Source organism: Mesorhizobium sp. M0587 (assembly GCF_040320945.1).
Taxonomy (GTDB): domain Bacteria; phylum Pseudomonadota; class Alphaproteobacteria; order Rhizobiales; family Rhizobiaceae; genus Mesorhizobium.
Genome location: NZ_JAMYQP010000020.1, coordinates 14,775 through 29,076, shown reverse-complemented (window position 1 = coordinate 29,076; position 14,302 = coordinate 14,775). Strand labels below are relative to the sequence as shown.

Below are 14,302 nucleotides of genomic sequence, written 5' to 3'. Positions count from 1 at the left end.
CGGCACGCTAGGACGAAATCCGACTCACGTCGCCAGAATAGAACGAAAGCACGAAAACACGCAATCACTCTTAACCGCGTTGCTCGTGCTGCCAAGTGGATGGGTGCGGGTGAGTGAGTTCCCGCGCGATCCAGGGGCGCCGACAAGAGCGCGGTTCCCGAAGCTCCACGCCATCCCTATTCTTGCGGAAGGACAGGGGTTTGGCATACCAACCCGGTGATTGAACAGAGGAAACCAACAGGCTATTCTTGCCTGATGACCTTTTTCGAAGAACTACAAGAACACGGATACCTATTCTTGGAGGGTTTCTATGCTGATCATGAACACCTAGATGCAGTCTCGGTGATCGGAAAACCGCAGGCTCTAGGTTCCGGTCTTGCTTTGCATGTTTTGACTCCGACAGATCCCAATCGAGCCACGCCCAACACTTATAGTGGAATGTTCGGTCGTGGGATTTTTCCATTTCATACCGACCTCGCTCATTGGCGTCGGCCACCACGCTATATGCTGCTACGCTGTGACATTGGGTTTGAGGATGTTCCCACTCTTGTAGTCGATGGAAGGGAAGTTGTAGCCAAGGCGGGTCGCGACCTTATCTCACGAGCGCTTGTTCAACCCAGGCGACCAATCAGGGGTAAATTGCCCTTGCTGAAGTTAATGCAGAGCATCGATGATCACGATCTAATCCGCTGGGATGAGATTTTTATAAAGCCCGCCAGCGACAATGGGAAGGCTGGCATGACAGCATTTAAAACAGCTTTAGAGATGTGCCGCCCGAAGGCCATTTGCCTGGTTAGCCGCGGCGACACGCTCGTTCTGGATAACTGGCGCATGTTGCACGCCCGTGCGCCAGTAGGAAATGAACACGCATCGCGGCGCATCCTCCGCTCCTACTTGGAGGACCTGCATTGAAGAAGACACTTGAACCAGCTGAAACTCCCGCCAACTGGGATGCTGAAGCGCTCTTTTCAAAGGCTCAGCGATACGTAGAGAAAATGCAGGCGGAAGAGAGCACGACTTGGGAACACGCACTGTGGTCAAGCCTTGCTCTCGAATTCCTGGCGCGAGCGGCCCTCGCCAACGTTAGCCCCGCTCTTTTGGCGGACGTCAGCGAGAGAAACTGGAGTAGTCTGTTTCACTCCTTGGGCTTCAGTCCGAAGGACAAGCAATTTTCCGCAAAATCCATTACGACGTCGGCAGTTTTGCAGAGGCTGGGCGAAATTCTCCCTGAGTTTGACAGCGAGGTTGAAAAACTCTGCAAGTCGCAAGTCGCCCAACGAAACAAGGAGCTGCATTCTGGAGACACGCCCTTTGACGGTCTCTCCGCCGCATCATGGCACGCCGGTTTCTACAAGGCGGCCAAGATTCTATTGGCCTCAATGGGTGTCGAGCTCAAGGAGCTACTCGGTGCCGAGATGGCAGCTACCGCTGAGAAGATTATTGCCGCAGCGGCTGACGAGAAGGCGAAGGCAGTAAAAGGTGATGTGGCTAAACATGCGAAGGCATGGGGAGACAAAGACAAAGAAGAGCGGGAGAAGCTATCACGCGCGGCGGAAGTGTGGGCAACCAAGCAGGCAGGACATCGTGTAGCGTGTCCGGCGTGCGGCTCACAAGCATTGGTTTATGGAGAACCGATCGCGGCTCCTACACAGGAATTGAAGGACGATACGATCATCGAAAAGCAGGAATACTTGCCCGCTCAGTTTGAATGTATCGCATGCGAGCTAAAGGTAGGCGGGTACTCGAAGCTGAGCGTGATCGGCTTGGGTGATCGGTTCATACACACTGAATTCCATGATGCTGCGGACTACTACGCACCGCAGGATGAACATTATGGATACGAAGAAGACAACAACGAAAGATTCTAGCCCGGTTCAATCCAAGCGGTGAATAGCGCGGGTCAGCGTCAACTGGTGATTTTGGTGGAGGATCCGGACCGTGCGAATGGCGGACATGCGGCGCAAAGCAGTCGTTCATGAGGCCTGGCGGGAACGACCGATAGGTCACGATTTGCCCTTGAAGTTTCCGTCCGGAGCGAGAGTTGAAGGGCGTCGGAAATGCTCTCTACGCTGGCCGACTGATGCCCAGCGCCGCCTCACTTTTCGATAAACGGTGGGGCGGCCAAGACTCAGTTGCCTTGCAGCTTCAGCCGGCGACCCTTGAGCGTTGATCAGTTTGATCGCGACCTGGATGTTCGTACTGATCGGCCTTCATCACGATTGGCGTGACCTCTCGAAATGCAGACATGACGCAGGACAGCCCAAGCATTACGTTTCCCTGGACAGGTTTGAGGAGGTCACCGTGAGAACTCATGACAGCGTCATTAGAGGATGGGAGTTCTTGGCCGAGGACGAGGCGATTGACGCTGCGATCGACAAATACGGCAAAGGCCCAACGACGTCGGTCGCGTATTGTGCGTTCGAGGCGCTTGGCGATCGAGGTGGACCCGAGTATCGGTTTTGGTTCGACCTGTTTCTAAAGCTCGCAAAATCGGATCACGTGGGTTGGGCGTAGGGCTCAGCATGCGTCGCCACTAACCCCTGGCCCGCGCCACTGATGGAATACGAACTTGGAAGCGTGGATCCGCCGAAGCGCACCCATCGCGGGTATGAAGCTGATCAGCTAGGGCACTCCCTGTCGCGATTAATTAGCAAGAGTAGCAGCCCGTATAAGGAACCAGCTGTCGTGACCGAAGGCGCCGCGCCTGTTTCCACAGGGCGCGGCCCACAGCCGAGCCAGGGTTATTCCTGAAAGAGGGGGAAAGGCGGCTCTGCCCCCTCTCCCCTGCAAGGCGAAAATCGGTCTCCCCGTCCTTCCTCCGCGCGGCCAGGGCCGCGCTCCGTGCAGGATCGACGCGGATCCGCATGCGCGGATCGGCGCCGACCCTCGGCTTCGCCTTCGGGCGGGTGATCCCCCTCCGATTTGTCCCCTTGCCCCCCTCTCCCCCGCTGTTCCGCACGAGCTCGGGAGCAGGAGCGGGGCTCCTGCCCCTTCGGGCAGGATTTCCGCTTCGCGGGAAAAGGGAAAACAGGAGAGAAAACCCATGACCGAGACAATCACCATCCCCCTAAACAAGCTGGATTTGGACCCGAAGAACGTCCGCAAAACCTACAGCGCCGAGGGTATCGCAGCGCTGGCAGCGAGCATCAGGGCCGATGGCTACAGGCTGTTGCAAAACCTTGTCGTCAGGAAGGGCGACAAGAAGGGCCGCTATTTCGTGACCGCTGGCGGGCGACGCCGCGCGGCGCTCAATCTGCTGGCCGAAAAGGGAGAGATCGCGAAGGATTTCCCCGTCGAATGCAAGGAGCGAGCGGCAGAAGACGCTAAGGCGACCAGTCTTGCCGAAAACGTCCTGCGCGAGGATATGCATCCGGTCGACCAGTACGAGGCGTTCCGCGATCTGGCGGACGAAGGCAAGTCGGTCCCCGATATTGCCGCACGGTTCGGCACGACCGAGACGATTGTGCGCCGCCGCCTTGCCCTTGGTCGCGTGTCACCGCGCCTCTTGGAGGCTTACCGCAACGAGGATATGACGTTTGAGCAGCTTTCGGCCTTCACGATCAGCGACGATCACGAGGCGCAGGTCCGGGTATGGGATGAACTGCCCTCGTGGAACCGCTACGCACCAGCCATTCGTTCCGCACTTGCTGGCGAGAGCCTTCGGGCAAGCGACAAGCGGGTCAAATTCCTTGGCGGGCTGGACGCCTACGAGGCAGCAGGCGGAACCGTCAAGCGCGACCTGTTCGATGACAAGGAAGGCGGTTTTGCGGTCGATGTCTTGAAGCTGGATGCCCTTGTCGCAGCCAAGCTTGAAAGCGCAGCCAAGGCCGTGAAGGCGGAGGGCTGGAAATGGGTCGGGATCATGCCCGATGTATCTTATGACACCTTCCAAGCCTACGGACGGCGCTATCCCGAACAGGTGCCGTTGTCCGAGGCCGAACAAGCCGAACTTGACCAGCTCACCGCAGAATATGACGAGCTGGCGGAGTTGATCGAGGCCGAGGCCGCCGATGAAGGGGCTGACGCGAAGATCGAGGAAATCGACAAGCGGATCACCGCGCTGCAGGATCGCGCAGAAGTCTATGCGCCGGAAGTTTTCGAGATCAGCGGCGCGATCGTCACGCTGACGAACTACGGCGATGTGCGAATCGAGCGTGGTCTTGTGCTGCCCGAGGATGGCCGGGATGAGGAGGCCGATGGCGACGACAAGGGCGGCAACGGCGTTGAAAAACCACAGGAAGTGGGACAGCCGAGGGTGACGCATTCGGCGGCGCTCATAGAGGACCTGACCGCTCAAAAGACGGCGGCGCTACGGGTCGAACTCGCGAACAATCACGATATAGCCTTGGCCGCCGTGGTTCACGCGATGCTGTTGAGTGTGGTCTATGATTACTGCTCGAACGTAGATAGCGCGCTGCAAATCAGGCTGACACATGAGCATATCGAAACCGGGATGAAGCGGCGCGACGCCTGCCGAGCCGTGGCGGAGTTTGAAAGCCTTCGCCAGACATGGGGCGATCATATCCCCGGCAACCCTGCCGATCTGTGGGAATGGTGCTTGCAACAGAACCGCGACGAACTGTTGTCGCTTCTGGCTTTTGCGGCGGCTCATTCCGTCAACGCGGTGCGGAAACCTCACTGCCATGACAGGAAAGGCGCTTTCGAGCACGCAGACCGGCTTGGACAGGCTCTTGCGGTGAACATGACGAAATGGTTCGAGCCGACCGGCGATAGCTATTTCTCGCATATCAACCGCCAGAGCATCGAGGCCGTCATTCGTGAAGTGAAGGGCGCTCAGGCCGGGCTTGCCGTTAAGGCGGCGGGCAAGAAGTCGGAAGCCGTTACCATTGCAGAGCGGATGGTCACGGATAGCGGCTGGCTTCCTGAGCCTGTGCGGATTTCCGTTCCTGCTGCCGAGACGAAGCGCGACGACGCCGATTTCGATGAAGAAATACCCCATCCCGTAGCGGCTGAATAATCATCAGCCGCTTGCCGGTCGCGCTTTCTCCGGCGCGATCGGACCGCGCCTGCCTGCTGCAAGCTTAATGAATGAATGCCTATGTCGAGAACCCGCACATGTCGACATCAGGACCCGCTTACCGTGGCGCTTGAAGCCTTCGACCTTCCGGGAACGTTCATCGACGGCCGCTGATGCGATCGGGGCCGGATCGACCGGCCCCGATCGCATTGAGGGGAGGCTCCCTCCCCTCAAACTCCCCTTCCCGCCCCAGAAAAACCGGCTTGGAAACCAGGCCGGTTTTGCTGCATTCATATATCCGAGAAGGTATAGCAGATAAAGCGCGCGCCGGAGAGTGTCTGGCTATGAAGTGCCTGAAAGCCTTGGGAGAGTGTTTTGTTTGCTACCGGTGGTAGCGCAATTGTTGCGCCAAAATGGATATTCGAGTTATGGTTCTGCAAATCACCGGAATCATGGTTCCGAGTCACGCGAACTAGCGCCTACGACGGAGAAGACGAACCGACCAGAAAAAGAAAACCGCCCCCGAAACGAATCCCGGAAGCGGTTTGCGAATAATCAATTTAGCCAAAATCTTTTTTGCAAACCTCCCTTCCTCTGTCAACCTGAAAAACACCGTTTCGGTGAACGGGATTGTTTTGTCTGGTCTCCACGACAAAGGAGACGAGAATGGGAGAACCTATGCCACCGAAGCGGCCCATCGGCCGCCGAATGACACCGCAACGCGCCGAATATCGGCGACTGGCGCAGTCCGCCGAGATCGGAGCGGTGACGCGCGGTCAGCTCGCCGTGCTCGCGCACAACCTGCCCTGCACAGGCTTGATCAACGCGACCGAAAGCCATCTTCTGGTCACGCTGATCAACACTGCGCCGGGCGAGGCCTTCGAGAAAGCCGGGAGGGCGATCATCTTCAAGTCCAACCAGCAGCTCGCCTTCGAAATCAATCGTTCGGTCGGCCGGGTGAGCCGGATGCTGTCGAACCTCTTCGACACCGGCCTTGTCACCATGCAGGATAGTGGCAACTACAAGCGCTATCCGGTGCGCAGTGCCAGCGGCTCGATTGTCGATGGTTGCGGTATCGACCTGCGTATTCTTATCGTCCGCTACCGCGAACTCGACGATCTGGTGCGACAGGCGAAGGCGGAGAAGGCGACCGCCCGCGCGGCGTTGCGGCGCTATCGTGGCGCCCTGCGCAATCTCCGGTACGCTTTGGCGACCGTTACCGACCTTTCAGAGCGCGCCCGAGCACGGCAAGAGGCGCGCCTTGAACGGGTCGTTGCCCTGGTCGGCACAGCCGCAAAAGCCTCGAGCGACGTGTTGCGCCGCGCAACGGCGCTTGTCGAGTGGTTCATCGAACGGGTCTTGCAGCTTCCACGTCGCCCGCAAGTCGCATCGGAAGCGAAAGAGTCGACATGCACGTATGCCGAAAACGACATGCACAAACAGACTACAACCCCTGATCCCATTGTAAATAGTAATGAGAATCGGCGTTCGGCTGCCGCCGAACAACTCAATCTGTTAGAGGCTGGCTCCGCCAGCCAATGGGCTTATGAAACAAGCCTGGGGCGAGGTTCATACCAAGTCAACCAGCCGAAGCGCCTGCCGCATGTTGTTGTGGCGTTGCAGGACGTTTTAAGGGCGATACCGGCGTTGAGAACTTACGGGTTTGCCCTGCCCCGGACCTGGGCAGATTTGGCTCGGCTCGTGCCCCAAATGTGCTGTATTACCGGCATTTCCGACGATGCACGGCGCTGCGCTGTCGCCCAAATGGGCGAGCAGCAGGCGGCCGTTGCAATTGCGGTGACGTTGCAGAAATTCGACCGGCAGGAAGTTTCGTCGCCGGGCGGCTACTTACGGGCGATGACGGATCGCGCCGCGGCCGGCGAGCTTCATCTTGCCCGCTCAGTTTTCGGGCTTGCGGCCCGCAATCTTATGGAGACGATAAATTGATGTATCTCGTGCGTTATTTTCTCGCGGCCGTTGTTTGCGTCGGCGTCGGCGGGCCGATGCCGATCCGGCTATCTGGTCTGGCACGGCCCGCGTGATCGATGGAGACACGATCAGCGTGCGCCAGCAGCGCATTCGGATCGCGGCGATCGACGCTTGCGAACTCGACCAGACAGGCCTTCGCGACGAGGAGGTCTGGCAATGCGGCCTTGCAGGTCGGGCCTTCCTTCGGCGACTGATCGCTGGGAAACACGTCCGTTGCCGGATCATCGACCGCGATCAATATCGGCGCCTGGTCGGACAGTGTTTCTACGATGAAACCGATATCGGCCTGGCAATGATCAGCGCCGGCCTTGCCGAATCCATGCTCCGATATCTGCCGTCGTCCCATGCGATCAACCTGGTCGAGTATGGCGAGGCCGAGAACAGCGCCCGAGACAGAAGGCTTGGCATCTGGTCTGCCGAGATCGAAAGTCCGCATGTCTACCGGCGCGGCAAGTCGTCCCCGAAGCCTTAACCAGACATAGCCAACTTGGCGCTACAAATTGGCAGAAGCAATGAACCAATTTGCTTCTTGATTCTTGCGGTTAGCGGTAAAAAGTGGTTGCCAGGACGAGATTTGTAAATAAATATGGCATCGTTTTTGTCGCCCTAGGCCGTGCGCGAACCGGTACCATATAGCCAATGATGTTCATACCTCACCCCTCCAAGGCGGTTGCTTTTGACGCTCGTTCGCACGCCGACGCGGTTTGCGCAAAGCCGAACTCCGCAAAAATTTCCCCGCCTGCAGCTTCCTCGCGCAGCAAATTTTTCCGGCCTCCCGGCTTCCTCCGCTGTGCTTCGGCCTGCGGTGCGCACCACTTTCCGCCGTGCCCGTGAACGATCATTGCAACCACCAAAGAGGAGTGACTGACATGTCCACCACCAACTTCATCCAGTTCGACACCGACGACCTGGACGCCGCCAAGGGCAACGGCCTTGTCTCCACCATCGATCGCGACCTGGACATCCACGTTGTCCCGTTCAACTCGAGCAACGAGAAAGCCCCGACGCATCGCGTCTATGCCAAGTCACCGCGCGGGTATGACATCGAGGTCGGCGGCATCTGGAAGAAGACCAGCGAGGCGAAAAAGCCCTACTATACGCTTTCGATCAAGCGCCTCGGCTTCAACGCCAATCTCGGCCGCTACCCCGGCCAGGACGATCCCACCCTACAGGCGATCATCGAATGGGATCCCCGGGATTGATTGACGTGGAGCGCCCGGCTTCGAGCCGGGCGCATCCCTCACAAGGCCGATAAATGCCGCAAACCGCTCGATTTTCGGCGGTTTTTCTGCTAGTGTTTATCGCCATTGGAGATCTGCGGATGAATATCCATTCGACCCGTCCGGACCGCTCGCCGGAAGCCGTCGCCCGGCGCCGCAAGGCGACGGATCAGGCCCGTGCGGCCAATATCCGGCAGGGCTACACCCACGATCCGGTGCTGGAGGAAGCAACGGCGGCCTACGTCGCCGGCGACATCACCCGCGAAGAGTATCGCCTGCGTGTCGTGCGGCCGGCGAAACGGGCATAGCCGAAACACCAACTGTCAAAGGCGAAAGGCCGCCTGCCCTACGCAGGCGGTTTTTTGTTGGCCCCGCCGATGTCCGAGAGCCCTGCCAAAGGTTCCTATTTCTACCCGAACACGTCGGACGATCCCGATCGTGCCGATGTGCTGCGCAACAGGTTCGGCATCGAGACTCATTCCGAGTTGCGGATCGAAGAATACCGCGCCACGGCCTTCCGCATGGCGGAAATTGCCGAAGGCGATGGCCCGCAAGGAAAATTCGACAAGGCGCATATTAAGGCAATTCACAACCACATCTTTCAGGATGTCTACGAATGGGCCGGCCGCACGCGCAACGAAAGCCCGATCGTCGACGGGCGGCGCGTAGAGCCAATCGGTGGGCTCTCCAAAGGCGGCACCGCATTCCTGCACGGCTCCCGCATCGAGCTGGGGCTCGACGAGGCGTTGAGGGCTATCCGTGATCCCGATGTCTTACGCGGCTCGACGCCAGAGCAGTTCGCCGAGCGTGCGGGCCAGGTCATGGCCGAGCTCAATTATGTACATCCCTTTCGCGAGGGCAACGGACGCACCCAGGAGGCGTTCATCGCCGAGCTTGGCCGTCACTACGGCCATGAGGTCGATTTCACGATCATCTCCAAACCGCGCATGATCGAGGCCTCGATCCAAACCACGAACGACCCGTCAAGTGCGGCCATGAAACATGTGCTCGAGGACGCGGTAGACCCGAACCGCCGCCAAGCCCTTCGCTCCGCATATTCCGATCTTGAGGCGCGCGGCGAGAATCCGTTTGAACACAACATTCGCACAGCCCGCCCAGGCGAAGAAGTGACCGGCCAGGTGCTCGGGCACGACGACCGTGTCGCCAGCATCGTCTCGGACGAACGTATCATCGCCGTCGATCGCGCGGACCTCCCGGAGCGACTGCCCGATGATGAAGCGGAAATCACCTTCACCGCCCGATCCAACTTTTCCCGCCTTGGCCGTGAGCCACAGGCCATCGAGGCGCCCGTGCAGGCCGAAAGAGCCGAAGCGACCCTGCAAGGCACGCCGCCTGCCGACCTGGCCATCGAGACGGATATCGCGGCGCAGCGAGCGCGTGAGCGCGATAGCGATGACCGCGAACGGTGACAGCGTCCGCAGGCGGCAAGTTGCTCAGCGACCGTAGTTGACCGCCGGCGCGTTCGATGCGGCCGGCCGTCTCCATCCGTTGGGTGATTTGACGGACAAGCTACGACAGCCCCTCCCCCATGCAACCGCTGGCGCGGTCCTCCTCTCCGTTGCGGCCCTACGGGTGCATGGGCTCGTTTCGGCTATCTCCGGTCTTTGCCGTCAACCAACGGATGGAGACGGTCATGCAGAGCATCAAGGACACCTACCAGCGCATCACGGACACCATTGTCGAGCAGCTTGAAGCCGGTACCAAGCCGTGGATCCGCCCGTGGCGCGGCAATGCCCGCCGCAACGCGATCATTCCGCGGCGCGCTACCGGCGAAGCCTACCGCGGAATCAACGTCATCATGCTGTGGGTCGCGGGCCAGACGTTCGGCTATGAGGAAAACACCTGGATGACCTACCGGCAGGCCCAGGATTTCGGCGGTCAGGTCCGCAAGGGCGAAAAAGGAACCCTTGTCGTCAAGTACGGCACGTTCACTCCGAAGGATCACGAAGACGACGAAGACCGCGCGATTCCGTATCTGAAGGGCTACCCCGTCTTCAATATTGAGCAGATCGAGAACATGCCGGATCGGTTCTTCAGCCCGGTCGAGGAGTTGCCGGGCAATCCGGTTCCGCACATCGAGACCGTCGAGAGCTTCGTCCAGAACACCGGCGCAAGCGTCAACTACGGTGGCACCAAAGCTTGCTACCGGCCCAGCATCGACGACATCCTTATGCCGGACCGCGGGCGTTTCGACAGCGAGGTTCACCTTTACTCGACTTTGCTGCACGAGGTTTCGCATTGGTCAGGCGCAAAGCATCGCCTGGACCGCGATCTGACGGGCAGGTTCGGCAGTGAAGGCTATGCCGTCGAGGAGCTCGTTGCGGAGCTCGCAGCATCGTTCCTGTGTGCCGACCTGGGCGTGGCCCATGATCCGCGTGACAACACAGCCGCCTATCTGGCGAACTGGCTCGAGGTCCTTAAGAATGACAAGAGGGCCATCATCACGGCCGCTGCCAAGGCGCAGGCCGTCGCTGAGTATCTCACCGCCCTGCAGCCGGGCGCCGCACAGGGAACCGCCTAAGAAGAAGCGGTTATCCGAATGGCGGCGGGGGACTTCGGCGCTGTTCCGAATCCTTCGTCGTTTCACGTGACTTGCATTTGGTTGTCCGCGGACAACCACTGCTCGGTCTGAAGGTGTTCTCCTGCATTCGCTGTGAGTTGTCCGCGGACAACTAAGCTCGAAACGGCATCAGGGTTAAGCGTTTGTAAATTCGTAACGAATCGGGTCTTATTGTAACTGCGCAGTTTATCGCATCTTAGCATTAATTGCGCAGTTCGAGGGCTCAGGATGTTACAGACTTCCATTCAAAGCGGTGTACAGGAGCATCTGCCGTCCATGTTGTCGGCGGATTCGCTCGAACTGTCACGTCAGTTGCAGTTGCACCAGCAGAAGATTTTTCCTCCGAATTCTCAGAAGGCGATTCGTAATTTCAGCCCGGCCGAGGCCTCCTACTACATAGGCATCGGATAGGCGTTGGTGCGCGGATATGAAATCGAACGCATTTCGATCATTAATGTAGTTGGTTATGCCTGCGTGACTTGACGCCGGATAGACTCCGGGCGTGCCCATGCCAGCATGCGGTTGAGAACGATGCAACCGATGGCAACCTCGGTCTGTTGAGCCGGAAGAGAGCGTGCTCGCAGGCGCCGTCCGATCAGCCCCTTGTATCGTCCGATGGCTGTTTCGCTCAGCGCCCGCTTGCCGTAGCCGGTGGCTGCCTGCCATTTCAGCCGACCGTCGCTTGCGATTGCGGCAATGTGCTTGTCCCTTTGACCAGGCGGTCCGGTATCACGGCTTTCCACCGCCGTGGAACGCGGTGGAATGACGATGTTGGCGGTTGCGCTGTGCTGCAGGATAGACCGATAGGTTGGCTTGCCGTCATAGGCTCCGTCGGCTGTGAACTGGTCGATCTCGCCGTCGATCTGATCGAGCAGCGGTGCCACCTGGGAAGGATCATCCGCGTCCTGATCTGTCAGCCTTTGGGCAATGATCGCGCCACTTTTGGCATCCACTGCCAGATGCAGCTTGCGCCAGTTGCGACGTGATCTGGCGCCATGTTTCTGCTCCAGCCATTGCCCGGCGCCGTAGACTTTCAATCCCGTGCTATCGACAAGCACATGCAGCGGGCCGTCCGGCAGCGGCGGGTTTCGTCGGGCTGATGGCTCCCATTTGTGTGCCCGACGGCTCAGCGTCGTATGATCTGGAACTGGGACTTTCAGCCCCATGAGATCCAGCAGCGAGTGGAGCAATCCCTCGGTCTGGTGCAGCCGCATTGCGAAGACGCAACCCAGCGTCAGCGCTGTCTCAATGGCGAGATCGGAATACCGGGCTTGGCCGCCGCGGGTCTTGCGTCGCGGAGCGCGCCATCCCGCAAGTGCCTCCGGCCTTACCCATAAGGTCAGGCTACCACGTCGGCGCAGACCTGCTTCGTAGTGAATTTCATCTTTCCCACGTGATGACGACGATCTGCGCTCTGTCCGGGGAGGCTTCGCCCGAAAGGGCTTTCCCTTCGGGAAACACGCACTCAGGAGACAGACCATGACCGAACTCGCAAACTTCATCCGCCTCAACGGGAACGGCACCTATCTCGATGGGTCGTGTGCTGGCGCCTGTGCTAATCGAAACCACGTTCTTCCACAGGTGCAATCTTGCTTCTGTCAAATAAAATCACCTCGTACGAGCTTCCATATTCCGTCTTCACTCCGTCCAAGCCGTATCTCTGCGCGAAGGTAGCCCATGCGCCGAGTTCGTCAGGTTCCACTTGAGTACCCTGCTCGTCCATGACCGCTAATTTGAGGGGGTTTTTGCGCCTCGATAACAAAATACTTTCCAGAACTACCTGCATAGCCGCGTGCCGCGTTTACATCGTTTTCTGAGGTCATCCAAATTGCTTCGCCCGTGTGCCCGCTTTGCCCCGAACCGCCCCACACCCATCCCTATTAGCGTGGTTGAACTTGTTCCCGCTGGAAGTTCTTCCATCTTGTTCCTCTCCCAACCAACTGAGGCTGCAAGTTCTTCCATCTCCTTGCTCTCCCAACCAACTAAGGCGGCTTGATGTATGTGGGGACCGGTTTGCCTGGCTGTCGCGGGTCTTACCGGGCTCGTGACCTCGTCACCGACTGCTCTCAAAGCTCGGCGCGGTGGATTCTCGCGGCGACTCTCCCGGTACCACCCTCTCATTATTTGCATGCATTCGTTAGATATTTCGCCGTGATAATAGGCACATGTTTGGTATTCTCCCCATTCTTCGCGCGGTTCAAGTTCTTTATCCGCGCACTCGATCTTCCCATTCTTATAAGCAAGGCATGCCCCCTTGTCCTCAGCCGAAACCTGACTACTCTGTACGAGGACGATCACGGTCGCAGCAAGGATCATCCCCTTCCAGAAAGACGGGGATGCACTCGATGAATCGGGATGGCTGCGGTGGCGGTCTCTTTCGGTGAGGATCTCACGTAAGGATTTCCTTGTGCTCGTTTGTGAATTGTCCGCATCGCATCGGTTTCGCGATGCGACTTGCTGTAGTTTGTTAGGACAACTCAGATTGTTATTTTAAGTCCGAATACACATTGAGAACCGGCGCCGTGCTTTCCTTGATTCAAAAGGTGGGATCCGCACCAGCTATTCATGGATGCCTATAGCAATTTGCTGCCTTGGGCAGCGTTCGCCGAGCACGGAGGAGAAGATGCTGCGGAAGGCTTGAAAACGTTTCAACATCCGCTAACACCTTGCGCTGGCTGCACGCGTGGGTGATGACGCAGGTAGCCGGTCCATGGGTGTGGTGAAATAGAAAATATTGGGCTCGCTATCGACACGAGCAACAGCCGCGTGTCGATCTCCGATCGCCGTTGGCACCATGCCGGGAGATGTGATAGAGGGCAGCATGTCCTCACTTGCCTAGTCTCCGCATAGGCGACGTCGCGGGCGAGATGCGCCAGGCAGTTCTGATGCGCATTTGCGTGGCCTTGTTGCGCGGCATAGCGATCGGAACACCAGACGTCGGGCCGATGGCCGTCCATCAGGGTCCGGACCACGACGGCGCCGCGCGTTGGCGCCGCTTGATGAACAACCGCTTCGGCGCAGCGAAACACCCAGTGGTAGGCGTTGCGTCCTTCGATCCGCACGCCGGTCTCATCGGAGGCGATGACCTTGGCCCGGCGCAACGCCGCGACGTCCTTGTCGCACTCGGCCGCGAACGCGCGTGGGTAATTGCGGCTCTCTCCATCCTTCTCCAGCGAGCGATATAGGCCACGGATATCCGCAGCGTTTACGCCATCTGCTTTCATGACCTGGCGGATGATCGGTTCGGATAGGATTTCGTCAAGCGTCGGTTCGCGCTCGTGCATGGGTCGCCTCCAAGATTTTCTGATATTCCGCTTGATATACGGAAACGATGACCTGGTGATGTCGGCTGTGTGACGGATATGGATATGCGACCGTCCGATGTCAGAATCGGTCGCCGGGTAGTGTCAGTTTGGAAAGCGCAGCGTCTAGGCTTTACGCTCGGGCCGTGCGGCGCTTCGAAAGAGACCGCCACAACTCGGTTCTGTCGCAAACTTTTCGGAAAGGTCATTTGCTGATTGCCGATTCCGACGA

Annotated in this window: 10 protein-coding genes and 3 pseudogenes; 11 read left to right on the top strand and 2 right to left on the bottom strand. The window is 58.7% G+C overall.

The features are described from left to right. The first annotated feature begins 255 nt into the window (after positions 1 to 255). The 11 genes and pseudogenes from NKI49_RS18810 to NKI49_RS18760 form a co-directional block, all read left to right on the top strand. The gene (locus NKI49_RS18810; RefSeq protein WP_352608096.1) at positions 256 to 912 is read left to right on the top strand and encodes a Fe(II)-2OG oxygenase family protein; all 657 of its coding nucleotides are present in this window, start codon (positions 256 to 258) and stop codon (positions 910 to 912) included. Then, positions 909 to 1,868, top strand: a complete 960-nt coding sequence (locus tag NKI49_RS18805; RefSeq protein WP_352608098.1) for a hypothetical protein — start codon at positions 909 to 911, stop codon at positions 1,866 to 1,868. Before NKI49_RS18810 ends, NKI49_RS18805 begins: the two co-directional genes overlap by 4 nt. 454 nt (positions 1,869 to 2,322) lie before the next feature. Next, positions 2,323 to 2,514, top strand: a complete 192-nt coding sequence (locus NKI49_RS18800) for a Y4oE-related protein (RefSeq protein WP_502899639.1) — start codon at positions 2,323 to 2,325, stop codon at positions 2,512 to 2,514. Between the two features lie 529 nt (positions 2,515 to 3,043). Beyond that, on the top strand, positions 3,044 to 4,978 hold the full coding sequence (locus NKI49_RS18795) for a ParB/RepB/Spo0J family partition protein (protein ID WP_352608102.1): 1,935 nt from the start codon (positions 3,044 to 3,046) through the stop codon (positions 4,976 to 4,978). Positions 4,979 to 5,644: 666 nt separating this feature from the next. Beyond that, positions 5,645 to 6,925, top strand: a complete 1,281-nt coding sequence (gene repC, locus NKI49_RS18790) for a plasmid replication protein RepC (RefSeq protein ID WP_352608104.1) — start codon at positions 5,645 to 5,647, stop codon at positions 6,923 to 6,925. A gap of 34 nt (positions 6,926 to 6,959) precedes the next feature. Then, the gene (locus NKI49_RS18785; RefSeq protein WP_352608106.1) at positions 6,960 to 7,439 is read left to right on the top strand and encodes a thermonuclease family protein; all 480 of its coding nucleotides are present in this window, start codon (positions 6,960 to 6,962) and stop codon (positions 7,437 to 7,439) included. A gap of 397 nt (positions 7,440 to 7,836) precedes the next feature. Beyond that, positions 7,837 to 8,169, top strand: a complete 333-nt coding sequence (locus NKI49_RS18780) for a DUF736 family protein (protein WP_352608108.1) — start codon at positions 7,837 to 7,839, stop codon at positions 8,167 to 8,169. 119 nt (positions 8,170 to 8,288) lie between these two features. Further along, positions 8,289 to 8,495, top strand: a complete 207-nt coding sequence (locus tag NKI49_RS18775) for an antitoxin VbhA family protein (RefSeq protein ID WP_107652809.1) — start codon at positions 8,289 to 8,291, stop codon at positions 8,493 to 8,495. A 69-nt stretch (positions 8,496 to 8,564) separates the two neighbouring features. Next, the gene (locus NKI49_RS18770) at positions 8,565 to 9,617 is read left to right on the top strand and encodes a Fic/DOC family protein (RefSeq protein WP_352608111.1); all 1,053 of its coding nucleotides are present in this window, start codon (positions 8,565 to 8,567) and stop codon (positions 9,615 to 9,617) included. Positions 9,618 to 9,841: 224 nt separating this feature from the next. Beyond that, positions 9,842 to 10,729 carry an ArdC family protein gene (locus NKI49_RS18765; RefSeq protein WP_352608113.1) on the top strand — a complete coding sequence of 296 codons (888 nt, stop codon included), beginning with the start codon at positions 9,842 to 9,844 and terminating at the stop codon, positions 10,727 to 10,729. A gap of 267 nt (positions 10,730 to 10,996) precedes the next feature. After that, positions 10,997 to 11,176 (top strand): annotated as a pseudogene (locus NKI49_RS18760) (plasmid partitioning protein RepA); the annotation flags it as partial. 56 nt (positions 11,177 to 11,232) lie between these two features. Here NKI49_RS18760 and NKI49_RS18755 read toward each other — a convergent pair. Both NKI49_RS18755 and NKI49_RS18750 read right to left on the bottom strand, forming a co-directional pair. After that, a pseudogene (locus NKI49_RS18755) lies at positions 11,233 to 12,152 on the bottom strand (IS5 family transposase). 1,459 nt (positions 12,153 to 13,611) lie between these two features. Beyond that, positions 13,612 to 13,878: pseudogene (locus tag NKI49_RS18750) on the bottom strand (IS66 family transposase); the annotation flags it as partial. Between the last annotated feature and the right edge of the window lie 424 nt (positions 13,879 to 14,302).

Excerpts from the sequence above, each read along its gene's own strand:
- NKI49_RS18810 (WP_352608096.1), top strand. The coding sequence starts at position 256 with ATGACCTTTTTCGAAGAACTACAAGAACACGGATACCTATTCTTGGAG.
- NKI49_RS18795 (WP_352608102.1), top strand. The coding sequence starts at position 3,044 with ATGACCGAGACAATCACCATCCCCCTAAACAAGCTGGATTTGGACCCG.
- repC (WP_352608104.1), top strand. The coding sequence starts at position 5,645 with ATGGGAGAACCTATGCCACCGAAGCGGCCCATCGGCCGCCGAATGACA.
- NKI49_RS18780 (WP_352608108.1), top strand. The coding sequence starts at position 7,837 with ATGTCCACCACCAACTTCATCCAGTTCGACACCGACGACCTGGACGCC.
- NKI49_RS18775 (WP_107652809.1), top strand. The coding sequence starts at position 8,289 with ATGAATATCCATTCGACCCGTCCGGACCGCTCGCCGGAAGCCGTCGCC.
- NKI49_RS18770 (WP_352608111.1), top strand. The coding sequence starts at position 8,565 with ATGTCCGAGAGCCCTGCCAAAGGTTCCTATTTCTACCCGAACACGTCG.
- NKI49_RS18765 (WP_352608113.1), top strand. The coding sequence starts at position 9,842 with ATGCAGAGCATCAAGGACACCTACCAGCGCATCACGGACACCATTGTC.